The sequence below is a fragment of the Vreelandella sp. 2A-K22 genome (assembly GCF_054065485.1).
In genome coordinates this window covers 265,464-289,012 of sequence record NZ_JBSUGC010000002.1, presented here as the reverse complement: position 1 = coordinate 289,012, position 23,549 = coordinate 265,464, and the positions used below count along the sequence as shown (strand labels likewise).

The following is a 23,549-nucleotide window of genomic DNA, read 5'->3' as shown; positions in this document are numbered from 1 at the left end:
GAAATTAACTAATAGAGATTAACTAACAGGGATTAATTAACCGCGGCTCGGGCTCTAAACGCACCCCAAAGCGTGCCTCGACCTGGTCAGCGATATAGCTAGCTGTTTTCATTAGCCCCTGACGATCACCGCCGCCAAAGTGCACCAGCACCAGCGCTTGATGCTGGTGTACTCCGAAGGCACCATCACGCATCCCTTTCAAGCCACACTGGTCGATTAACCACCCCGCCGCCAGCTTTGTTTGCCCTCCTTCCTGGGGGAAATGGGGCATAGTAGGATACTGCTGCAACAACTGCGCTGCCATCACATCAGCTACCAGCGGATTTTTGAAGAAACTCCCCGCGTTGGCCAGCACCTGTGGGTCGGGCAGCTTCTCGCGTCGAATACCACATACCGCTTCGGCTACCGCGAGCGGTGTGGGAGGGCTTGCTAAGCGTGCAGCGAGATCGCCATACCCTAGCCGGGGTGCTGGCGTGCGTGACAAACGCAAGACTAGCTGAGTGATCACAATGCTACCTGCCAACTCGCCTTTAAAAATACTCTCACGGTAACCAAAGGCGCACTCTTGCGCGCTTAGCCAATTCACCCGCCCGGTGGCAAGCTCCATTACCTGCACCGCTTGCAGCGTATCGGCAAGCTCAACACCGTAGGCACCAATGTTCTGCACCGGCGCAGCACCACAACTGCCAGGGATCAGCGCCAGATTTTCAATGCCCCACAAGCCGCGTGCAGCAGTCGCCATCACCAGCGTATGCCAATTAACCCCCGCCCCTACATGGGCAAGCACCTGCCCTTGACGCTGACTGAGCCAGTGCTGTTGCAAATCAGGCCGCACCACCAAACCTGGTAGTGCCTCGGGAAGCAGAACATTGCTGCCGCCACCTAGCAGCGTGACGGGCCAGCCGTCATGGCGTGCCTCTGCTAGTGTTTGGCGTAGAGCTGTTAATGTCTTTGGTGACGCGAAGCGCTCTGCTTGGCAGGGGAGCCTAAGTGTATTAGCGGCGGACAAATCCACATTGCTGAGAATATTCATCTGTGCAGCCACACCATTAGCCCCATTACAGCTCTCGCTTAAGGTGTCGAATCAGCCCTTCTGATGCAGCTTCAATCATATCCAGAGCCTTCTCAAATCCCTCATCCCCGCCAAAATAGGGGTCTGGGACTTCAGCACCGGGGGTACCAGCAAAATCTAAAAACAGCCCAACATGCGCCTGGCTATTGGCAGGCTTCAGCTCGCGCATGGCGCGTAAATTGTCCTGATCCATGCCTAGCACGTAGTCGAATTGGGTAAAATCGTGTTCGCTTAGCTGGCGGGCATGCAGGTCGCTTATATCGATACCGCGCAGTAGTGCCGCCTGCTGCGCGCGGGCGTCTGGCGCTTTGCCGACATGCCAACTGCCGATGCCGCAGGAGTCTATCTCGACCTCATCGGCCAACCCTGCTCGCTCAAGAGCACGACGAAAAACACCTTCGGCGGTCGGTGAACGGCAAATATTGCCTAAACATACAAATAATACTTTCACGATAGCTCCTTAAAAACTGAGCTGCCCAAGCAAGCGCCCGCCCCTGCGCTAAACCGGCAACGCCCGAACCCGCGCTAGGCCAGCAGCGCCCGAATCCGCGCTAGATCCTCGGCCGTATCAACACCGGCAGGGTTTACTTCGCAGGCCAATGCCACTTGAATAGCGTGACCATTCTGCAGCGCACGCAACTGTTCAAGCTGTTCAAGCTGTTCGAGGCTTGAGGCTGGCCAGTCTCGGTAGGCAGCTAGAAAACCGGCACGATACGCATAGAGACCGATATGGCGCAGCCAGGCATCGGTTGCCAGCATGGTCGGTGGCGCTTTGAACTGCTCACGATCCCAGGGGATAGGGGCCCGTGAGAAATACAGCGCGCGGCCTTGTAGCGTTCGCACCACCTTGACCACGTTGGGATTAAACAGCGTGTCCACGTCATTGATAGGCTCCGCCAGCGTGGCTATCGACGCTCCGGGATCGTCGGCTAGGCGCAGAGCCACCTGGTCGATCAGCGCGGGAGGAATCAGCGGCTCATCGCCCTGCACATTCACCAGCAGCGCATCATCCGTCAATGCCAATATACCAGCCACCTCGGCTAATCGGTCGGTGCCCGAGGGGTGATCGTCGCGGGTCATGATCACTTCGGCGCCGTAGGGCAGCATGGCATCACGAATACGGCTATCGTCTGTTGCCACGACCACTCGGCTGGCGTGGCTTTGGCAAGCACGGCGCCATACGTGAGCGACCATCGGTTCCCCGGCAATATCAAGCAGTGGCTTGCCGGGCAGCCGGGTAGAGCCGTAGCGAGCAGGTACGACGACGGTAAAATCAGGCACCTTGAAATCAACCATGTCATCAAAGACAGCCATTAAGCGTCTCCTAAACGCTCTTGGGAACGTCCTGGAGAGCGTCCTGGAGAAGTAGGCAGCTTTTCATCAGCATCCATCACGCGAGCCTCTTCCGGCAACATCACCGGAATCCCCTCTTTGATCGGATAGGCAAGGCCATCGTAGTGGCAGCGCAGCTCTTGAGCATCGCGATCATACTTCAGCTTACCGTTACACAACGGGCAGACCAGCATTGCCAGCAGTTCCTTATCCATGCGCTTATCTCCTTTAGGAAAGTGCCGACAGCCGCGCTGCCAGCCAGTGCTCAAATTCGGGTGGAAGGGATGCCTCCACATCTAATACCCAACTGTTAGGCGGGGCCAGGGCGTAACACTTAACGGCGTCTTTAGCGGTCATAATCACTGGGCGGGTATCTGCAAAGCTTAGCGCGCCCGCACTAAAGTGCTGGTGGTCGGCCAACGGGTGCCACTCGCCCTCAACACCCAACGCGGAGAGTGTACGAAAAAAGCGCTCGGGATGCCCGATACCTGCCACCGCGTGCACCGGCAGCGTAAACGGCAGCGGCGCAAGCGGAAAACGTGCGCCGTCATCAAGGCGGCGCCAGCGCAGCGGCGCCAGCTGCATAGTAGTGGCTGCCTGCATAATAGACGGAGTAAGCGACAAAGAGGGCTGTGAGTCGCCGTTAATGATCACCGCGTCAACACGCTGCAACCGGCTGGGCGACTCGCGCAGCGGCCCGGCGGGCAGGCAGCGCCCGTTGCCCAATCCACGGTCACCATCCACAACCACCAACTCAATATCTCGATCCAGTGCCAAGTGCTGTAAACCGTCGTCGCTCAAGATAATATCGCAGCCCTTCTCGATCAGTGCCTGAACACCGCGCACGCGATTGGGGTCTGCGGCCACTGGCAGTCCCGTCTGCTGTGCCAGCATCAGCGGCTCATCACCGCTTTCGACAACGTTCGTGTCGGCGGTGACCAGCAGCGGGTAACTGGGCGCATTTCCGCCATAGCCGCGGCTAACGATACCTGGCGACCAGCCTTGGGCCACCAGCCAGCCAGCTAGCCACGCCACCAGCGGCGATTTACCCGTCCCCCCCAAGGTGATATTGCCTACCACGATAACCGGCACCGGCGCCTTCCAAGTAGCTTTTTGGCCGCTAGAGTATTCCCGCTCCCGCCGCGCCATGGCCCACTGATAAAGCGCCCCTAAAGGCCTCAACGGCGATAGCCAGCGGCTGCCCTGGTAAGCGCCTTGCAGCCAGCGCTCCGCCAGCGTTCTCTTGGCAAAGCTCATAACGATAGGCTCATATCAAAAGGCTCATATCGATAGCCTCATGGCGCTTCTTGAAACTGCAGTTGATGCAGCGCCGCGTAGGCGCCATCGGCATCAAGCAGCGACTGATGCGACCCCTCTTCGATAATGCGCCCCTGATCCATCACCACAATCCGGTCAGCCCGCTCTATGGTAGAGAGGCGGTGGGCGATGACCAGCGTGGTGCGCCCTTCACAGACTCGCTCAAGGGCTTTTTGAATATAGCGCTCGGATTCTGTATCCAACGCAGAAGTGGCCTCATCCAGCACCAGTAGCGGCGCGTCCTTGAAGATCGCCCGGGCAATCGCCAGCCGCTGGCGTTGGCCGCCCGAGAGCATCACGCCATTTTCACCCACGGTGGTGGCATAACCATTGGGAAGCTTATCGATAAACTCATGGGCATAGGCGGCTTCAGCCGCAGCCTGAACAGCCTGGGGATCAGGATTGGCCACCCCGTAAGCAATATTATCGGCAATCGAGGCGTTAAATAGCGTCACCTGCTGCGACACCAGAGCAATCTGCTGGCGCAGTGGGCCAAGCGCGTATTCATCAACATTAATGCCATCGATAGTAATACTGCCTTGAGTGGGGCAGTAAAAACGCGGCAGCAAGCTGACCAGAGTGGACTTGCCGCTCCCCGAACGCCCGACTATCGCCACCAGTTCGCCCGGTGCTATGCGTAGATTAATATCGTGCAGGACTTCGGGCTGGTCGTCGGCATAGCGGAAGCTAACATGATCGATCACGACATCGCCGTTTAAACGGCTGGCAATATGTTTGCCACTATCCTCTTCAGGGGTCATATCCAGCAATCCGAAAAGCTCTGACGCGGCCGCCAGGCCTTTCTGAATTTCACCGTTAATCTCGGTCAGTTGACGTACCGGCTTGATCATCAGGGCAGCCGCGGTAATAAAGGCCACAAACTCACCAGGCGTCATGTTCTCCATCAGCGAGGGTGCCATGGCCAGCCAGACCAGTAGCGCCATGGAGATGGCCACCAACATCAGAATCACAGGGGAACTGACCGCACGGGTCATGGCTTCTTTCATACTTTGGCGGCGATTCTCTTCACTGACCCGCTCAAAGCGCTGCTTTTCATACGGCTCTGCGCCGTGGGTGCGCACTACCCGATAGCCCGACAGCGCTTCCGAGGCAATATGGGTGACATCGCCCATGGAGTGCTGAATGCGTTTTGAAATGCGTCTAAAGCGCTTGCTGACGTAGCTTACCACCACGGCAATGATCGGCGTCACGCCCAAAAACAGCAGCGTTAGCATCCAGTTAGTCCAGAGTAGATAGAGCACCAAGCCGACGACGAACAGGCCTTCCCGAAGAATAATCGTCACCGCTTTGGTGGCCGCCCCCGCGACTTGCTCAACGTGGTAGGTCACCCGTGATACCAGTTGACCGCTGGAGTGATGGTCAAAAAACCAGCCCGGCAGATGGAGTAGATGGGCAAACACGTCGCAACGCAGGGTATGAATCACGTAGCGGCCCACATAGGCCATGAAGTAGGTGCTTAAAAAAGTACCTAACCCCCGGGCGGAAAACATAATAATTACAAACAGCGGTAGAAAGAACCGAAACGCCGCATCTGGGTTTTGAATGCCATCAATTAATCGCTTCATCATTTCCGCCAGCGCGGTACTCGACGCGGCGTAAACCACAAAGCCCACTATCGCTAGCGCAAAAGCTCGCCAATGCGGCTTCACATAGCCCAACAACCGCTTATAAATACCCCAACCTGAATCAGTCACACGCGCTCCTGGCCATAGTGTGCAATCGGAGAATTCTACCTGATGGCGACGCGCTTCAACACTGGTTGCGTCGCCCTGGCAATGGTCGCGTTGTTTCAACCTGGATGGGCTGGGCCGCTTTTAGCCAAAAACGCAGTGCGCCGTCATGCGCCGTGTTCCATAGACAGCTGCCCTGCTGGCGAAAACGGCGCACGACAGAATCTACCGGATGTTGAAACGCATTACTCCGCCCGGCGCTAAATATCACATGCTCAGGAGCGATGGAACGTACGAACTGGATACCCGAGCTGGTGCCGCTGCCATGGTGCCCTGCCACCAATACACTAACAGGCGGCTCCACCTCTCGCAGAAAGCGACGCTCTACCTCAGTGCTCACATCCCCCGTAATCAGCAGTCTCTGCTCACCAGCGCTCACCTCAAGTACGCAGGAGCGATCGTTGGCAGATAAATCGTTATCACCCGCGGGCGGCCAGAGAATACGGTAACTCACCCCATCACGCTGCCATGTTTGACCACGCTGACAATCAATACCGGAAATTGGCAGCGCCTCACCTGCAGGAGCCATCCACTGTTTGACCCGATGATCGGCTAACAATGCGCTGATACCGCCCGCATGGTCATTATCAGCGTGGCTGACTAACACTTGATCAAACAACTGCCCCGGTGACCAAAGCGCCTCCAGAGGCATAAAACCACTACGAAAGCGAGGGCCGGTGTCGTAGAGCAGGCGATAATGCGCGCTGCGCAGTTCTATCAACTGCCCCTGCCCCACATCATGGACGCTGACTCTGAGCGCATTGGGGGGAATCGATGACGGAAGCGACCACCAGGGCAGCGCAACGATCAGCGCTGAGGCTGCCAGCCGTAAGCTTGGCAGCACGGCAGGTAGCCCCCAGCATAACGACAGTAGCAACAGTGCGAGGGAGAGCGGATACGTTAACGACCGATCAGGTTCCCATAGTGGCCAGTGCTGCACCACCAGCGTCAGCAACAGGTGGAAAACGCTTAGCGCCTGCTCAAACAGCCACCATACCGTCTCTCCCACCATGGGCAGAGGTGACAGCAGCCACCCCAGCAGTGCGGTCGGCACCATCACCGAGCTTACCCAGGGTACGGCGACTAAATTGATCAATGGAGCAGCGGGTGCCACTCGCCCAAAGGCCACCAATACGGCGGCGGCCATTAGCGGGGCTAGCAGCAGTTGCGATCTCACCAGCGCCCAGCACCAGCCCTTTATCCCTTGAGGGCGCCGCCGCCCCTGCCAAATAATAATCAGCCACGCCACTGCCACAAACGATAGCCACATCCCTGGACGCCATAGCGCTAGCGGATCGACAATAAGTACCAGCGCGAGTGCCAGCCACCAGCCCTGCCAAGCTCCCGGCGCATGCCGACCACTCAGCACCCACAGCCCGATCAATGTCATCACCATCGCCCGCATAGCCGGTGGCGCCATTCCGGCAAGGGTGGCGTAACTGACACAAGCTAGCACTGCCAACCACCACGGCCAGGTGCGCATACGCCAGTTGGTGGGCGTTGCAAACCGAGCGACTGATTTGGCTAGCAGCAGTACAAATGAGGCCACCAGCCCGACATGCAAGCCTGAAATCACCACCAGATGCGTGGTTCCGGTAGCATTCAGCAGCGACCAGTCGTCTTGGGTAAGCTGTTCGCTATCGCCTAACGTCAACGCTGCCAGCCAACGTTTGGTTCGATCGTCGAGAGGCTGGCGGGCTAAAAAATCCAGCGCTAGCTGGCGCAACGAAGGGCCCGCAGAAGAAAGCCGAACCGGCGCTGGCTCCTGGCGCAAGTAGCCGGTGGCGTGGATTCCCTCACGCCACAGCCACTGCTCATAATTGAAGGCATCAGGATTGGCAAAGCCACTTGGGGGACGCAAACGAAGCGTCATTTGCCACTGCTCGCCGGGCCTAAAGCGAACATCGCTATAAGCGGTAATGCGCACCTTGGTGAGCGCGGAACAGCTGGGCCGTTGTGCCAGGCTAGTCGAAGAGCTTTGACACTGATCAACGCTTAACAGCAGGCGCGTGGCATTACCCACCGGTTGGGCGGTCAACACGGTTGCCTCAACAGCAAGATCTTCTCCGCTTAGCCCCGTCGGTAAGCGACTCCCCCACTCTTCTTGTACGCCAGTGAAGACCCAGGCGCCGATCAGCAGCCATATACCAAATCGCGGGCACCGCCCCACTACCAGCAACGCGGCTACCAACACCCAGCCAAACGCATTTGAAGTCACCTCTGCGGTGTGGAAATACCAGGCAAAAATACCTCCTGCAAGTGCTGCAAGCGCCGCGGGCATGGCAACACCTAACCGCATAGAGCCCTCCAGCGAATGTTCATTAATGGCCTAGCATAGCCGAAGAGTGGCTCTATATGGATAATGAGCCACATCGATAGGCAAGAGTATCCGCCATGCCGCGCAGATTCCTGCAGCGCTACATGCCCAAACCCGACACTATCAGGAAACAGCGCTCGCTACGCTTTATTGCACCGCTGATTGCAGACCCGGGGTTGTGGCTTCTAACTCGCCGAAGCGTTGCCAATGCGTTTAGCGTGGGCGTGTTTTGCGCGATGCTGCCCATCCCCTTTCAGATGGTCGTTGCCGCGCTAGGCGCGCGCCTAACACGCTGCAATTTAGCCCTCTCGGTAGGCTTGGTATGGATTACTAATCCATTAACGATGCCGCTGATTTTTTACGGCAACTACTGGATTGGCACCTTTATCCTCGGCGCGCCCGTGCGGGAGGCCCCTTCGCGTATTTCAACGCACTGGATCGCCGAACAGATGCACGACATTATGCCGCCACTGATCGTCGGCTCGTTGGTAACAGCGATCATATTAGCCATCGTGGTCAATATTGGCATTCGCTTGATCTGGCGCTGGCACGTCTCCCATAACTGGAAACGCCGCCGCCAGATACGTCGGCAGCGGCGTGCGCAGATAGAAGCAGAATTTGACGATAAGGTTTAATGATTGAACCCGACGGTTAAAGCGCCGGCGCCTGCTCGACCAACTTACCCGCATCCAGTTTAAGCACGCGGTCTTGATGGGCCGCCAGGCTAACGTCATGGGTCACAATCACGAATGCACAGGCGCTCTCTTTGGCCAGTTCATCCATTAGTGCCAAAATAGTCGCCGCCGTGGTTTGATCCAGATTGCCCGTGGGCTCATCCATCAGCACCAAACTAGGATCGGTGACCAACGCACGGGCAATCGCCACGCGTTGGCGCTCCCCGCCGGAAAGCTCACCCGGCTTATGATCCGCCCGCGGCTGCATGCCTACCCGCTCGAGTATCTGCATGGCACGCTTCTCGGCCGCCTTTTTCGACTGACCGCGAATAATCAGCGGTAACGCCGCATTTTCGAGTGCAGTGAATTCCGCCAATAGATGGTGGAATTGATACACAAACCCGATGTAGCGGTTACGAAAGCTGCCAAGCGCCGCTTCATTCAGCCCTGATAGAGGCTCACCGGCGATAACGACGCTGCCTTCACTAGGGCGGTCAAGACCGCCCAGCAGGTTTAACAGCGTTGTCTTACCTGACCCCGAGCTGCCGACGATGGCCACCCGTTCCCCGGCGCGCACCTGCAAATTGAGCTTATCCAGTACCGTCAGATCCTGGGGGCCTTCGCTGTAGGTTCGTGTCAGCGTCTGGCAATCGAGCATGACGGCAGCTTCTTGCCCTGTATTTATCGACATCGTGTCATCCTTATTCCTGAAGCCATTATTCATAGCGCAACACATCCGCCGGCTGAACTTTTGCCGCCCGCCAAGCGGGATAAAGTGTCGACAGGAACGTCAGACCAAAGGCGGCCAATACGATACGACTGACATCATTCCACTGCAGGCGTGAAGGCAGGTCGCTAATGAAATAGACCCCAGCATCCAGGAACTGAATCCCCAGCGTTCCTTCCACCCAGCCAATCAGATCCGCAATGGTCAGCGCCAGCAGCACACCCACGGCCACCCCAACAGCGATACCAATCAGCCCGATGGCCATGCCCTGAACAATAAAAATCCCCATAATCGAGCTCGGTTTAGCACCGATCGTCCGCAGAATGGCGATATCCGCGCGCTTATCGGTCACCACCATAACCAGCGTAGAGACGATGTTGAAAGCTGCCACGGCGATAATCACGGTTAACAGCAGCGCGATCATGCGCTTTTCCATCTGTATCGCCTGGAAAAGATTGCCTTGAGAGAACGTCCAGTCGCTGCCCCGATACTCCGGGCCAAGCTCATTGAGAATCGCTTGGGTCTCGCTACTGGCGGCAAACAGATCATCCAGCTGTAGACGCAGCCCGCCAACCGCATCACCCAGGCGCGCAAGGGTCTGCATATCTTCAATATTGGCGTAGGCCAAATTAGCGTCTAGTTCGGCACCGACGCTAAAAATACCGCTAACGGTAAAGCGTTTTAAGCGAGGAAAAACACCGGCGGGCGTGATTGATGCTTCGGGCACCAGCAGCGTTACTCGATCGCCCACGCCAACGCCCAGGTTGCGTGCCAGCATTGAGCCCAGCACCACGTGCCACTCACCGGGCACCAGATCGGTCAATTCACCTTGGCGCATATGCTCACCAATGATCGACACTCGGTCTTCCCATTCCGGGTTGATACCGTTGACCATGGCTCCCTGATTACGCCCGCCCACGGAGAACATACCTTGTTGCTCAACGTAGGGCGCCGCACCAATGACCCGCTCCCTTTGCATAAGCTCTTCAGCCAGAGCCTGCCATTCAACCATGCCCTCCCGGGACTCAATTTTAGCGTGGGGCACCATGCCTAAAATACGTGTGCGCAGCTCATGGTCGAAGCCGTTCATCACCGACAGCACCAAAATAAGTACGGCGACCCCCAGCATTAGCCCCAACATCGAGGTGAGCGAAATAAACGAAATAAAGTGGTTCCGGCGTTTAGCGCGCACGTAGCGCAGCCCCACCAGAAAAGGCAAACGATCAAGCATGGCGTCATTCCTTATCAATAAGCGCTCATGGTACGGTTTTTTTAGTCTCTCTGCATGTTCAAACGGCCATTAGAGCGGCCTTCGCCGTGAGCGTTCATAATAAAAACGTTACGCTTGCAACTTGCCCCGCCACACCCTACATTGCGCCGATTTACTGCTGACAGTGGGCTGCGCTTTTATGACGTATCGTTTGCTACCCGAATGGTATCCCCAAGATGGGATACAACTGACCTGGCCACGCCCAGACGGCGATTGGGCGCCTCTGCTTGCGCGCATCGAAGCCACCCTCGAACGTATCGTGATGGCCACCGCACGCTATCAGCGCGTGCTTATTTGCGTACCAGACGAACTAACCAAACAGCGCCTGGCCGATACTTTTCACGCCTACGCTGTGCCCGCTGAACGCCTGCAGCTTATTGTCGCACCCACCGACGATACCTGGGCGCGGGATCATGGCCCGATCAGCGTGGTCGATGAAGATGGCCAATGTGTCTTGCTCGACTACACGTTCACCGGCTGGGGTGGAAAATTTCCCGCCGAACGCGATAACTTGCTCACCCAGTGGCTTGCCGATGCGGGCGCCTGGGCCTGCCCGGTGGCCTCGCGGAATCTGGTACTGGAAGGCGGCGGTATAGAAACTGACGGCGAAGGCACCCTGCTCACCACCGAAGCATGCCTGCTTAACCCCAACCGTAACCCCACGCTATCCCGAGCAGAGGTAGAAGCGCAGCTTGGCGAAGACTTCGGCGTTGACCGTGTGCTGTGGCTGGCCAACGGCCATTTAGAAGGCGACGATACCGACAGCCATATTGATACCCTGGCACGCTTCTGCAACCCAACCACCATCGCCTATGTGCGTTGTGACGATCCCCACGACCCGCACTACGCGGCCTTGGCGGCGATGGAGCAAGAACTGCAGTCTTTCCGGCAACGCAATGGTGAACCCTACCGGCTTGTTCCACTGCCCTGGCCCCAAGCCTGCTTTGACCCGGAAGATGGCCACCGCCTGCCCGCCACCTACGCGAATTTCCTGATCATCAATCAGGCCGTACTGGTGCCTACCTACGGCGACCCGGCGGATGTCACTGCACTGAACGCGCTAGCGGTTGCTTTTCCTGAGCACACGCTAATTCCGATTGAGTGCGTAAGCGTTATTCGCCAACATGGCAGCCTGCACTGTTTAACCATGCAGCTTCCACAAGGCACGCTTGCCCGGGGCACGCCTGCCACGACCGCTATTTGCTAAAGGAGTCACCATGTCGACAACGCTAACCGTCGCTGTTGTGCAGCAACCCGCGTGGCCGGACAAAGCCCAAAGCCTGTCAGCAAGCGAAGAAGGTATCCGTAGCGCCGCTAAACAAGGCGCGCAGTTGGTACTGCTACAAGAACTGCACGCCACCCACTACTTCTGCCAATTTGAAGACCCTGCCCTGTTTGATCTAGCGGAACCGCTGGATGGCCCTACCGGCCAGCGCCTGGCGGCGCTCGCTAAAGAGTTGAATATTGTGCTGGTTGGGTCGCTATTTGAACGCCGCGCTCCAGGGCTATACCACAATACTGCGGTGGTCTATGACCGCGCCAAGGGCCGGGTAGGTCAGTATCGTAAAATGCACATTCCCGATGATCCCGGGTTTTATGAGAAGTTTTACTTCACGCCGGGTGATCATGACAGCACCCGCGGAGAAGGCTTTACTCCGATCGAAACATCCGTGGGCCGTCTCGGCGTCTTGGTCTGCTGGGATCAGTGGTACCCCGAAGCCGCCCGTCTTATGGCGCTAGCCGGTGCCGATTTACTGCTCTACCCCACGGCGATCGGCTGGGATCCCAATGACGACGGGGAAGAAAAGAGCCGCCAAAAAGATGCCTGGACACTGATTCAGCGCGCCCACGGTGTCGCCAACGGCTTGCCGGTTCTAGTCGCCAACCGGGTTGGCTTTGAGGCGGATCATTCTGGGGTGGGAGACGGCATTCAGTTCTGGGGCGGCAGCTTCGTCTGCGGACCACAAGGTGAACTATTGACCCATGCGGGGGAAGAGACTGAACAGTTAGTCGTTCAGCTGGATATGGCGCGCAGTGAAAATACCCGCCGCATCTGGCCCTATCTGCGCGATCGTCGTGTGGACGCTTATGGGGATCTGACTCGCCGCTACCGCGACTAGTAGGCTTGGCCTTAGTCTTAAAGATGAAAACGTAAAAACGCCTGCCTTGGCTAAATACCGAGGCAGGCGTTTTTCATTATATAACGCTCTTTTTATGCGTTCTGGCTTGGCGTGTTATTTCCAGAAATCGCGGATCGATGCGATTCCTTGAGCGCCCACGGCACGGGCATGATTGGCATCAAAGCGCGTCATACCACCCAGTGCGAATACCGGCATGCCTGCGCGCTCTACCAACTGCTGGAAATCATGCCAGCCGAGCGGGAATACTTCCGGGTGTGACGGTGTGGTGCGCAGCGGCGATAAGCTAACAAAGTCGCAGCCTAACACCGCCGCCTGGGTAAGCTGCGTTTGGTTGTGTGTTGATGCGGACAGCCACTTGCTTTCGGCAATCGGACGACGCTCGAGCTGCATCAAACGCTCGCTGGTCAAATGAATGCCATCGGCGTCAATGTGATCAAGCAGCGTCGGCTCACCATTGAGCAGCAGTCGCGCGCCGTGCTCACGACACAGGCTCAAGGCACGCTGGGCACGAGCCAGATAAGCCGCTTCATCCAACTGCTTGGCGCGCAGTTGTACCAGGCGAATTTTGTCTTCACGCAGCGCGCGTTCCAAAAACGCATCGAAACGCGCCTCATCCAACTCTTCCCCGGTAATTAAATACTCGGTAGGCAACCTTACCGCTCGCAGAATCGGCAAATTAGCCGCCGGGAAGGGGTAGTTGGAGAGCTCGCTCATGGGCACCCAGCGCACCGCCTGCCCTTCACGACCAAAGGGCTCGCCAGCAAACTCATGCACTTGCCATACATCGAGCAAGATATGCTTGTCGGGGTACTCATGGTGGACGCGAATCAACGGCTGGGCACAAACAATCTCAACGCCTAGCTCTTCGTGCAGTTCACGCTTTAACCCTTCAAGACCTGTTTCATAAGGGGCCAGTTTGCCGCCTGGAAACTCCCAAAGCCCGCCATGATCTACGTTTGATGGCCGACGAGCGATCAGTACTTGCTGTTGATCGGCGCTGATAATCGCTGCCGCCGCGACGTGAACCCGTCGTTTTACCTTTATGCTCATAGACTCATATACTCGTTACGTCTTTATCCACTGCGTGCACCAATGCTAAAGGCATCGGTGCTATATCGCTGCGTGTGCCCACTACCCCTGCCAACCAACGCCCCACACAGGGGGAGACTGACTAGCTGCGGTAATCCGCGTTAATAGACACATAGTCATGGGAGAGGTCGGAGGTCCATACCGTGGCACTTTCCTCGCCGCGCCCCAAGTTAATGCGAATGGTAATTTCTGACTCGGCCATGACGGCGCTTCCTGCCGCTTCGGTATAGCCTGCAGCACGCCCGCCATTTTCAACTAGACGTACATCGCCTAAATCAATCACCACACGGTTGACATCAAAGTCGCTTACAGGCGCTCGTCCTACCGCGGCCAAAATACGCCCCCAATTAGCATCTGAAGCGTAAAGCGCTGTTTTGACTAGCGGTGAGTGCGCAACAGTAAAGGCCACATCGAGCGCCTCTTGACGACTTTTCGCTTCGTCGACCTGAAGGGTAACGAATTTGGTTGCGCCCTCGGCGTCGCGAATAATCGCCTGCGCCAGCTCGGTCATTACCCGCTGCAAGGCGTTGCTGAAAACGGCAATCTGCTCATCATCGGCAATGCGGGGGCCTGTGCCGGTCGCTGCCAACATACAAGCGTCATTGGTAGAGGTATCGCTATCCACCGTGATGCAGTTAAACGAGCGATCGACGGTTTCACGCAGTAGCCGATCCAGCAGCGGTGCTTCGATAGTTGCATCGGTCACCACAAAGCCCAGCATGGTCGCCATATTGGGCTTGATCATGCCAGACCCTTTCGTGATGCCGTTAATCGTTACCTGCTGATTGCCTATTTCAACCGTGACACTGGCGCCTTTGGCACGAGTATCGGTGGTTAAAATACCTTGGCCTGCGTGTTCCCAGGCAACACTGTCGCTGGCCATGCTTTCAAGTGCCGGTGCCAATCCCGCTAGCAGACGCTCCATCGGCAGCGGCTCGCCAATTACGCCGGTTGAAAACGGCAGCACGTCCTGCGACGACACACCGGCTTGTTTAGCCAGTTCTGCACAGCTAGCCCTGGCATCCCGCAAACCTGCTTCACCCGTACCTGCGTTAGCATTGCCAGTGTTGATCAGCCAAAAGCGTGGCGAACGGTGTTCTGCCCGGCACTGCTCAAGGTGTTGCTTGGCCACCAAAACGGGCGCTGCGCAGAACGCATTACGGGTAAAGACCCCAGACACCGTCACGGTCTCGGGCAGTTCAATCACCACTACATCACGACGATCCGGCTTTTTGATACCCGCCATTGCAACCCCCAGGCGCACCCCTTTTAGGGGTGGCAACTCTGGAAAGGGAGTGTTTCCAACCGCCATGATTTTCTCCTTTAGACAAAGACCGTTTCACAGACCGTCTCAAAAAACGGTCTCAAAACGGGCGCCGTTAGCTTAGTTTTCCACAGCACTGCTTGTACTTTTTACCCGAGCCACAAAAACACGGGTCGTTGCGGCCCACTTTCGGGCCTTCGCGACGCACAGGGCGGCCATCAACACCAGGCGCTTCCTGCTCAGTTTCGGGCTGCTCCTGGGTCGGGGTGTCATGACGGCTTGCCGCCGTGGCGGTTTCCCGCGCCAGCGCTTCGCGGCGCTGTTGCTCAAGGGCGTCTACTTCCTCGGGCTGACGAACCTGTACGTGGCTCAGAATACGCGTCACATCGGCTTTAATGTGCTCTAACAGCTGCTGGAAGAGTTCAAAGGATTCACGCTTGTACTCTTGCTTGGGGTTTTTCTGAGCATAGCCACGTAGGTGGATACCGCGACGCAAATGATCCATCGACTGAAGGTGTTCTTTCCAACGCGTGTCCAGCACTTGCAGCATGACCTGCTTCTCAAAGCGACGAATCAGCTTCTCGCCAGCCGCCTCGATTTTGGCTGCATAGGCCTCGCGGTGCATAGTCTGCAGCCGTTCACGCAACTGCTCTTCACTAAAGCGATCATCTTCGGCGGCCCATTTAACCACCGGTGCGTCAAGGTTGAACTCCGTCTTCAAGTGCGCTTCCAAGCCGGGCAGATCCCACTGCTCGGGCAGGCTTTGGGGCGGCACGTAGTCGCTGATGGCCGTCTCCATCACCTCTTCGCGGATACCAATAACGGCATCAGCCACATCGTCCGCGGCCAGAATCTCATTGCGCTGGTCGTAGATCACCCGGCGCTGATCGTTGGCAACGTCGTCGTACTCAAGTAGCTGCTTACGAATATCGAAGTTACGCCCTTCGACTTTCTTCTGGGCACGCTCAACGGCGTTAGAGACCATCTTATGCTCAATGGCTTCGCCATGCTCAAGCCCCAATGCCTGCATCAAGCGTTTGACGCGGTCAGAGCCGAACAGGCGCATCAGACTATCTTCAAGCGACAAGAAGAAGCGCGTTGAGCCGGGGTCACCCTGGCGTCCGGCACGGCCACGCAGTTGGTTATCGATACGCCGGGACTCGTGGCGTTCAGAGCCCACCACATGCAGGCCGCCAGCGGCGAGCACACCATCGTGGCGCGCTTGCCACTCGACTTTTAACGCTTCAACCTGTTCTTGGCTAGGGTTTTGCAGCTTGGCGACTTCGGCCTCCCAGTTACCCCCTAGAACGATATCGGTGCCACGACCGGCCATGTTGGTGGCGATCGTAATCGCCCCTGGGCGGCCTGCCTGAGCAATGATCTCCGCTTCACTCTGGTGCTGCTTGGCGTTAAGCACATTGAACGTAAGACCCGCCTCGCGCATCAGCTTGGCAAGGTACTCGGATGTCTCAATAGAAGCCGTACCCACCAGCACTGGACGCCCGGCTTCGGTCTCGGTTTTGACATCTTTGATGATCGCTTCGTACTTCTCTTCAGCGCTCAAATAAACCAGATCGTTGAGGTCTTTACGGGCCAGTGGCCGATTGGTGGGAATCACCACCACGTCGAGGCCGTAAATTTGCCGAAACTCAAAGGCTTCAGTATCCGCCGTACCGGTCATCCCGGCGAGTTTTTCATACAGACGGAAGTAGTTCTGGAACGTCGTTGAGGCTAGCGTTTGGCTTTCGCGCTGCACCGTGACGCCCTCTTTGGCCTCGACGGCTTGGTGCAACCCTTCCGACCAGCGGCGCCCGGGCATAGAGCGGCCGGTGTGCTCGTCGACGATCACCACCTGACCTTCAGAGATGATGTAGTCGACATCACGATTATAGAGATGGCGGGCGCGCAGCGCCGAGTGCATATGCTGAAGCAAGTTAAGGTTTTGCGCGGCATACAGCGACTCGTCATCGCCCAATAAGCCTTCAGCGCGCATCAGCTCTTCAACTTTATTATGCCCCTGCTCGGTTAACTCTACCTGCTTCTGCTTCTCATCGACCAAGAAGTCACCAACAACCGTGGCTTCCTCATCTTCAATCTCTTCGCCTTTTTCAAGCTGCTGGGCAAGTTGATTGACGACTTTATAGAGGTCGGTATTCTCATCGACCGCGCCGGAAATAATCAGCGGCGTACGCGCTTCATCGATAAGAATCGAGTCAACCTCATCGACAATCGCATAGTGCAGGCCACGCTGAACTTTATCTTCTAACGAGAACGCCATGTTATCGCGTAGATAATCGAAGCCGAACTCGTTGTTGGTGCCATAGGTAATATCACACTGGTACGCATGACGCTTCTCTTCGCCTGTCTGGCCGGAGAAAATGACGCCAATGGTAAGGCCCAGAAATTCATACAGCGGACGCATCCACTCAGCATCACGGCGAGCCAGGTAGTCGTTCACCGTGACCACGTGCACCCCTTTACCCGGCAATGCATTCAGGTACACCGCCAGCGTCGCCACCAGCGTTTTACCCTCACCGGTTTTCATTTCAGCGATGCGGCCACGGTGCAGGGTCATGCCGCCTACCATCTGCACATCGAAGTGACGCATGCCCATAACGCGCTTACTGGCTTCTCGCACGATCGCAAAGGCGGGCGCTAACAGCGAATCAAGCGACTCACCGGCTTCTAAGCGCTGGCGCAGCTCGGCGGTTTTACCTTGCAGTTCAGCATCGCTAATCGCCTCAAGCTCTGCTTCTAATGCGTTAATCTGCGGCACCTTCTTGTGCATGCGTTTGACATCGCGGTCGTTTTTAGAGCCCACGACTTTTCGTAATAAATTATTAAGCATGAAATATCCAAGTATTCACGAGCGTCCCAGCGGACATTGCCCTTTCAATGCATGCTGTTTATCTCTAGAGCATGCACAAAGTAGATGTATTATCGACAGACTTAGCGGGAAGGCGGGCCGCGCTGGGTCAAGACATCCCGGGCGGCGACCAGCATAGCCATCGGGGCTAGCCAAAGACATAGACGCCGAACAGGCGCAAAGCGCTGGGGGCTTTGAGCAAAACGTTGCAGCGCGCGCCGACGCCTGGCCACCCAGTGGGACTGGGCGCGTAAAATCGCGGGCACCCAGAAACAGATCGTGACGCTACGCTCACCGCCGCGGAATGCATCTGCAGGGCCTAAACTGGCGGGTAAAAGACAACTCACCAACAGACCGGCCAGCCACCAACGCGCTAAACCGTAACGGCGATGGCGCCGCGGCAAAGCTGATTGAACATCAAGCGTAGGTGACATGCTGTAGACCGGCTCCTGAGCGTGGTAGAGTTTACTAATCAGCCATCGGCGAAGGTGGCCGACGTCATTAGTAGCGGTGCCTAAACAGCAGCACCCTAGGAATTAAGCGTATGAGTATAAAGGTTAAGCGTTCTCGCGCACAGCCCATCGCCCGTCTGCTCTCCAAGTCGGGTGATATTAATCAGTTAATGCGCCTATCTCGTCTCATCGATCAGGCCCAGCGACACTTGCGCGCCCACTTGCCCGAAGAGATGCGCGAACATATTTTTGTGGGTGGCTTTAGCGAAGGTCGTTTAACCCTGATTAGCGGTCAGGCGAGCTGGCTGACGTGGTTACGCTTCGAACAGCGGCGCTTATTGGAACTGCTCCATCAACTGCCTGGCTTTGAAGGAGTCAGCGGCTTTACCTTTAAGGTACGCCCTGTACGCCCTATTGTGGCACCAAAGCGTAACACGCGTAGTCTGTCGGCCGACGCGGGCAAAACCCTTTCCGAGTGCGCTGAAGATACTACCAATCCAGCGCTAAAACGTGCCTTGGAACGGCTTGCATCTCATGCTCGGCCAGCCAAGTAACGCTCACACCATTTTCTCTTCCCATCAGGCTTAGTGCCTTATCGCCACACTCTTAAAAGCATAAAGCACCGCCTAAGCGATGCTTTATGAATCAAAAAGTAAAAAAGCGCTAATATAAAAAGCGAAGCCTAGCTACATCACGCCATTGCAGGTGCGGCATAAGAGATCGGCGCAACCGCCTTTTCCTCTTCAAAGGTGACAATTTCATAGGCATCGGGCTGCGCCATCAATTCGCGGCAGAGCTGATTATTGAGTGCGTGGCCAGATTTCACCCCACGGAACTCGCCGATCAGGCTATAACCCAGCTGGTACAAGTCACCGATAGCATCCAATACTTTGTGCTTAACAAACTCATCTTCGTAGCGCAGGCCGCCTTCATTAACGATGCGGTAATCATCCACCACAATGGCGTTGTCTAGACTTCCGCCTAGCGCCAGATTGTTAGAGCGTAAGAACTCTAAGTCACGCATAAATCCAAAAGTACGTGCACGGGAAACTTCTTTAACGAAGGACGTGGTCGAGAAATCGATCAACGCGGTCTGTTTCTGCTGCTCAAAAACAGGATGATCAAAGTCGATTGCAAAGGAGACTTTGAACCCTTGATGGGGTAAGAACACCGCTTCTTTATCGCCATCGGTCACCGCTACACGGTGCTTGATGCGAATGAATTTCTTCGCAGCATCCTGTTCTAAAATTCCCGCTGATTGGATTAAAAACACAAATGGACTCGCACTGCCGTCCATAATAGGCACTTCAGGTTCACTAACATCCACATAGGCGTTATCGATACCCAACCCAGCAAAGGCCGACATCAGGTGCTCAACGGTAGCTACCTTGACCCCGTTAAACACAAGAGCAGTACATAGCTTGGTATCTTCAACCAATTCTGCCCGTGCGGGAACGTGCGCAACGGGATCCAGATCGGTTCTAACAAACACAATCCCAGTATTGGCCGGCGCCGGACGCAGAGCTAAGTGGACTTTTTTGCCAGAATGCAGGCCCACTCCGGTGGCGCGAATGACGTTTTGTAGGGTGCGTTGTCTGATCATGGATAGTAGCCGAGCTCTAATGACGGTAATAACCGCAGGGGAAAAGTTATCAAACAGTGTTCACTTTAACAGCAAACGAGCGTTTTAGCCAATAAAACGCTCGCTCGCTGTTGCAATGAGCCTGATAGCGAGAATCAATCCGCCTGGCGGCGTAGAAACGCGGGGATGTCCAGATAGTCATCGGCTTCGGAAGCGCGACGCTTTTCAGGACGCGGTTTTGCGGCCGCTTCGGGTGCTTCAGCGCGTGCTGTTGCCTGCTGACGCATTACCGTTGGCTGTTGCAACTTGCGGTAATCCGAGGACTCTGCAGCTGACCGACGGGCAGGCTCGCGCGCGGCCGCCTTAGGCTTTTGCCCGTCCAAGCCGGCGGCAACAACAGTGACACGCAGCTCGTCGGACATTTCCATATCAATGGAGGTGCCGACGACAATGGTGGCATCTGGAGACGCAAACTCCTGGACGGTAGCGCCTACATCGTTGAACTCGCCGATCGACAAATCGGGGCCTGCAGTAATGTTGACCAAGATACCGCGTGCACCGTGAAGGTCGATATCTTCCAGCAGCGGGCTGCGGATCGCTTTCTCGGCGGCTTCGCGAGCACGATTTTCACCCGTGGCACCACCGGTACCCATCATCGCCATGCCCATTTCAGACATAACGGTGCGCACATCAGCAAAATCGACGTTGATGATGCCCGGGCTAGTGATCAGTTCTGCGATACCTTGAACAGCCCCCAGCAGCACATCGTTCGCCGCACTAAAGGCCGTCAGTAGCGTGGCACTCTTGCCCAGCACAGAAAGCAATTTTTCGTTAGGAATAGTGATCAGCGAATCCACATGCTCAGAGAGCTCTTTCATGCCCTCTTCAGCAGCGCGCATACGCTTTGGCCCTTCAAAGGGGAAGGGGCGCGTCACTACCGCAACGGTGAGAATCCCCAGTTCCTTGGCGACCTGGGCAACCACCGGCGCACCCCCTGTGCCCGTACCACCGCCCATACCGGCAGTGATGAAGACCATATCGGCACCGACCAGCAATTCCGCAATGCGTTCGCGGTCTTCCATTGCGGCTTGGCGGCCCACGTCGGGATTGGCACCTGCGCCTAATCCTTTAGTGATTTCGCTACCCAATTGCAACACCGTCTTCGCTGCACAGCGTTTCAGCGCCTGGGCGTCCGTGTTGGCGCAGATAAACTCAACGCCTTCAATATTGCTTTCGACCATGTGGTTAACAGCATTGCCGCCACCGCCGCCAACGCCAACCACTTTGATGACCGCACTGCTCGAGGGTGCGTTATCTACCAATTCGAACATAAGCCCCGTCTCCTGAACCGCGCTTGCGGCCCTGTCAGAAATTTCCTTTGAACCAGCCTTTAATTCTTGCCAGCGCCGAATGGTCTTCCTTGATATCACGCCGGGCAAGCTCGTTACGGCCCTTATGGGCTGCAACCACTCCCCCGTGGCTTCTTAGACCTTGCCCATGACGCGTTTCCTGCAAGGCATAATGCAGCAGACCAACGCCCGTCGCATAAATGGGATTACAAACGACGTCCGCCAAACCTCTTACATTCTGCGGACATGCGATACGAACGGGCATATGGAAAATCTCTTCTGCCAATTCGCTAACCCCTTCCATGCGCGAGGTACCGCCGGTAAGCACTATCCCAGCAGCCACCATGTCTTCATAGCCACTACGGCGCAATTCGTCTCTCACTAGCGTAAATAGCTCTTCGTAGCGTGGTTCTACCACTTCAGCAAGCGCTTGGCGCGATAGATCACGCGCTGGACGATCACCTACGCTAGGTACTTTAATCATTTCATCGCTGGCGGCTAAATGGGTTAGCGCGCAAGCGTATTTAACTTTGATCTCTTCAGCGTGCTGCGTGGGTGTTCGCAACGCCATGGCGATATCGTTAGTGACTTGATCCCCGGCGATAGGAATCACCGCCGTATGGCGTATGGCGCCTTCGCTGAAAATAGCCATGTCGGTGGTTCCACCACCAATGTCGACCATACAGACGCCCAGTTCACGCTCATCTTCAGTCAGCACGGCCATACTAGAGGCGAGCTGCTCTAAGATAATAGCATCAACTTCAAGACCGCAGCGGCGCACACACTTCTCAATATTCTGCACCGCGTTTAATGCGGCTGTCACTAAGTGCACCTGTGCTTCCAAGCGCACACCGGACATGCCAAGCGGCTCACGAATGCCCCCCTGGGCATCAATCGAGAACTCTTGGGGCAGCACATGCAGCACTCGCTGGCCTTCAGAGATGGCACGCGCCCGCGCGGAGTCAATCACACGTTCAATATCGGAGGGCGTTACCTCACGCTCTTTAATAGCGACAACGCCATCCGAGTTCATTGAACTGATATGGCTGCCTGCCACGCCAACGTATACCGAGTGAATATCACAACCGGCCATTAATTCTGCTTCTTCAACGGCGCGCTGGATAGACTGCACAGTCGATTCAATATTGATCACTACGCCACGCTTCATGCCACGCGAAGGATGCGAACCAATACCTGCAATTTCAATTCCGCCGTCGTCGGTAGGTTGACCGACTATCGCGACGACCTTGGACGTTCCAATGTCCAGCCCGACCACCATATTGGATGCGTTGGGTGAGCCTGCCATGAGTCGGGAAATCTCCTTGCGTCATTGTTAAAAATAAATATAAATAGGGTGGCGCTTAATCTAACGCTTAACATTGAAAGCGTGCTACCCAAAATAATCAGTGCTGCTTTTCAGACAATCGCTAAGTACCAATAGTCGAAATTAAAAACTATTTAACCCGCTTCTGGCCCATAGTATAGAAACAATAGTCGCAATACGACTAGTACAAATCCACAATAATAGGCTTGGGTAGCAATTTAAAGCCGATTACTGGCTTTTTCAACGATGGCAACCACTCACTTTTACACCTTATTTGCATCAAGTAATAGAAGAGCTACTCATCTTGCACCGTAAATTCACTTTCTCCATGCCAAGCAACAGCAACACCGTTAGGGTAGCGCAGGTCAATATAACGAATCTGATCGCCAAGAGACGACAACTCACGCTGCCATGAAGCCGACAATCGTGCTAAGCGCACTTCATGCTGACGCCGACCTAACATCACCCAAGCGCCATCGTTTAATTGTAGCCGCCAGGCACCGCGCGGCTCTAAACGAAGTTGAGTAAGATTCAACGATAACTGTTCAAAGTGAAGTTTTAACCGGTGGTAATAATCCAGCACTTCTTCACTGCTTCCAGCAGGGCCAGCGAGATCGGGTAAACCTGCAGGTGGTGATAATGGCGCAAAAGCGAAAGGCTCACCTTCAGGGTTAAGCAAGAAGTCATCATTCCAGCGTGCGACAGGCTGCTGTTCAACCAGCTCAAACACCAGTGCATTCGGCCACTCACGGGAAATGCGCACTTCGTTTAACCAACCCACTTGCAGTGCACGGTCGCGTAATTCACCCAAATCAGCTGATAACCAGGTGGCATCAACCACCAGGGGCGCCAACTGAGTACGCAGGTAGTCAGCGCTGACGTACTCCCATTCACCGAGAATAGACACACGTTCAATCGGACGATCCAGCCACAGCCAAAGCGCCCGCCCGCCAGCTCCCATAAGTAGCGCCAGCAGGAGAATTCCCAACCAAGCGTTACGCTTTTTCATAAGGCACTTTTTA

Annotated in this window: 21 protein-coding genes; 4 read left to right on the top strand and 17 right to left on the bottom strand. The window is 56.0% G+C overall.

Features of this window, described 5'->3' with window-relative positions; genetic code table 11:
- Positions 1 to 22 precede the first annotated feature (22 nt).
- The 7 genes from murB to ACW17M_RS03610 all read right to left on the bottom strand — a co-directional run bounded on the left by murB (position 23) and on the right by ACW17M_RS03610 (position 7,771).
- Positions 23 to 1,033, bottom strand: a complete 1,011-nt coding sequence (gene murB / locus ACW17M_RS03640) for a UDP-N-acetylmuramate dehydrogenase (protein WP_457546920.1) — start codon at positions 1,031 to 1,033, stop codon at positions 23 to 25.
- A 25-nt stretch (positions 1,034 to 1,058) separates the two neighbouring features.
- Positions 1,059 to 1,523: a low molecular weight protein-tyrosine-phosphatase gene (locus ACW17M_RS03635; protein WP_041158064.1), complete on the bottom strand. Its 465-nt coding sequence runs from the start codon at positions 1,521 to 1,523 to the stop codon at positions 1,059 to 1,061.
- 74 nt (positions 1,524 to 1,597) lie between these two features.
- Positions 1,598 to 2,386: a 3-deoxy-manno-octulosonate cytidylyltransferase gene (gene kdsB / locus ACW17M_RS03630; protein ID WP_009286405.1), complete on the bottom strand. Its 789-nt coding sequence runs from the start codon at positions 2,384 to 2,386 to the stop codon at positions 1,598 to 1,600.
- On the bottom strand, positions 2,386 to 2,619 hold the full coding sequence (locus ACW17M_RS03625) for a Trm112 family protein (protein ID WP_022523886.1): 234 nt from the start codon (positions 2,617 to 2,619) through the stop codon (positions 2,386 to 2,388). Before ACW17M_RS03625 ends, kdsB begins: the two co-directional genes overlap by 1 nt.
- 13 nt (positions 2,620 to 2,632) lie before the next feature.
- On the bottom strand, positions 2,633 to 3,661 hold the full coding sequence (lpxK, locus tag ACW17M_RS03620) for a tetraacyldisaccharide 4'-kinase (RefSeq protein ID WP_009286404.1): 1,029 nt from the start codon (positions 3,659 to 3,661) through the stop codon (positions 2,633 to 2,635).
- A gap of 38 nt (positions 3,662 to 3,699) precedes the next feature.
- Entirely contained in the window at positions 3,700 to 5,436 is a 1,737-nt protein-coding gene (gene msbA, locus ACW17M_RS03615) for a lipid A export permease/ATP-binding protein MsbA (protein ID WP_041158063.1), read from the bottom strand.
- 55 nt (positions 5,437 to 5,491) lie between these two features.
- Positions 5,492 to 7,771, bottom strand: a complete 2,280-nt coding sequence (locus tag ACW17M_RS03610; protein ID WP_457546919.1) for a DNA internalization-related competence protein ComEC/Rec2 — start codon at positions 7,769 to 7,771, stop codon at positions 5,492 to 5,494.
- A gap of 95 nt (positions 7,772 to 7,866) precedes the next feature.
- Here ACW17M_RS03610 and ACW17M_RS03605 point away from each other — a divergent pair, with 95 nt between their 5' ends.
- Positions 7,867 to 8,424, top strand: coding sequence for a DUF2062 domain-containing protein (locus ACW17M_RS03605; RefSeq protein WP_009286403.1), 558 nt, complete (start codon positions 7,867 to 7,869; stop codon positions 8,422 to 8,424).
- Positions 8,425 to 8,440: 16 nt separating this feature from the next.
- Here ACW17M_RS03605 and ACW17M_RS03600 read toward each other — a convergent pair whose 3' ends face one another.
- Together ACW17M_RS03600 and ACW17M_RS03595 are read right to left on the bottom strand one after the other, a co-directional pair.
- Positions 8,441 to 9,154, bottom strand: coding sequence for an ABC transporter ATP-binding protein (locus ACW17M_RS03600; protein WP_022523890.1), 714 nt, complete (start codon positions 9,152 to 9,154; stop codon positions 8,441 to 8,443).
- A gap of 25 nt (positions 9,155 to 9,179) precedes the next feature.
- Positions 9,180 to 10,421 carry a lipoprotein-releasing ABC transporter permease subunit gene (locus ACW17M_RS03595; RefSeq protein WP_022523891.1) on the bottom strand — a complete coding sequence of 414 codons (1,242 nt, stop codon included), beginning with the start codon at positions 10,419 to 10,421 and terminating at the stop codon, positions 9,180 to 9,182.
- A 178-nt stretch (positions 10,422 to 10,599) separates the two neighbouring features.
- Here ACW17M_RS03595 and ACW17M_RS03590 point away from each other — a divergent pair, with 178 nt between their 5' ends.
- Entirely contained in the window at positions 10,600 to 11,667 is a 1,068-nt protein-coding gene (locus ACW17M_RS03590) for an agmatine deiminase family protein (protein ID WP_022523892.1), read from the top strand.
- 10 nt (positions 11,668 to 11,677) lie between these two features.
- Positions 11,678 to 12,580 (top strand): carbon-nitrogen hydrolase, encoded by a 903-nt coding sequence (locus tag ACW17M_RS03585; RefSeq protein ID WP_457546918.1) that lies wholly within the window; start codon positions 11,678 to 11,680, stop codon positions 12,578 to 12,580.
- A 114-nt stretch (positions 12,581 to 12,694) separates the two neighbouring features.
- Here ACW17M_RS03585 and ACW17M_RS03580 read toward each other — a convergent pair whose 3' ends face one another.
- The 4 genes from ACW17M_RS03580 to ACW17M_RS03565 all read right to left on the bottom strand — a co-directional run bounded on the left by ACW17M_RS03580 (position 12,695) and on the right by ACW17M_RS03565 (position 18,254).
- Entirely contained in the window at positions 12,695 to 13,651 is a 957-nt protein-coding gene (locus ACW17M_RS03580) for a Nudix family hydrolase (RefSeq protein WP_138800082.1), read from the bottom strand.
- Between the two features lie 121 nt (positions 13,652 to 13,772).
- On the bottom strand, positions 13,773 to 15,002 hold the full coding sequence (gene argJ / locus ACW17M_RS03575; RefSeq protein ID WP_027959100.1) for a bifunctional glutamate N-acetyltransferase/amino-acid acetyltransferase ArgJ: 1,230 nt from the start codon (positions 15,000 to 15,002) through the stop codon (positions 13,773 to 13,775).
- 67 nt (positions 15,003 to 15,069) lie between these two features.
- Complete coding sequence (secA, locus tag ACW17M_RS03570; protein ID WP_027959099.1) at positions 15,070 to 17,802, bottom strand: preprotein translocase subunit SecA; 2,733 nt, start codon at positions 17,800 to 17,802, stop codon at positions 15,070 to 15,072.
- A 101-nt stretch (positions 17,803 to 17,903) separates the two neighbouring features.
- Positions 17,904 to 18,254 carry a hypothetical protein gene (locus tag ACW17M_RS03565; RefSeq protein WP_022523897.1) on the bottom strand — a complete coding sequence of 117 codons (351 nt, stop codon included), beginning with the start codon at positions 18,252 to 18,254 and terminating at the stop codon, positions 17,904 to 17,906.
- Positions 18,255 to 18,364: 110 nt separating this feature from the next.
- Here ACW17M_RS03565 and ACW17M_RS03560 point away from each other — a divergent pair, with 110 nt between their 5' ends.
- Complete coding sequence (locus ACW17M_RS03560; protein WP_009286397.1) at positions 18,365 to 18,826, top strand: DUF721 domain-containing protein; 462 nt, start codon at positions 18,365 to 18,367, stop codon at positions 18,824 to 18,826.
- A 137-nt stretch (positions 18,827 to 18,963) separates the two neighbouring features.
- Here the strand turns inward: ACW17M_RS03560 and lpxC are convergent, their stop codons facing one another.
- The 4 genes from lpxC to ACW17M_RS03540 all read right to left on the bottom strand — a co-directional run bounded on the left by lpxC (position 18,964) and on the right by ACW17M_RS03540 (position 23,536).
- Entirely contained in the window at positions 18,964 to 19,875 is a 912-nt protein-coding gene (gene lpxC / locus ACW17M_RS03555; RefSeq protein ID WP_009286396.1) for a UDP-3-O-acyl-N-acetylglucosamine deacetylase, read from the bottom strand.
- 134 nt (positions 19,876 to 20,009) lie between these two features.
- Positions 20,010 to 21,185 (bottom strand): cell division protein FtsZ, encoded by a 1,176-nt coding sequence (ftsZ, locus tag ACW17M_RS03550; protein WP_022523898.1) that lies wholly within the window; start codon positions 21,183 to 21,185, stop codon positions 20,010 to 20,012.
- Positions 21,186 to 21,219: 34 nt separating this feature from the next.
- A complete protein-coding gene (ftsA, locus tag ACW17M_RS03545) occupies positions 21,220 to 22,509 on the bottom strand; it encodes a cell division protein FtsA (RefSeq protein WP_022523899.1) in 1,290 nt (429 codons plus the stop codon).
- Positions 22,510 to 22,822: 313 nt separating this feature from the next.
- On the bottom strand, positions 22,823 to 23,536 hold the full coding sequence (locus ACW17M_RS03540) for a cell division protein FtsQ/DivIB (RefSeq protein ID WP_457546917.1): 714 nt from the start codon (positions 23,534 to 23,536) through the stop codon (positions 22,823 to 22,825).
- Between the last annotated feature and the right edge of the window lie 13 nt (positions 23,537 to 23,549).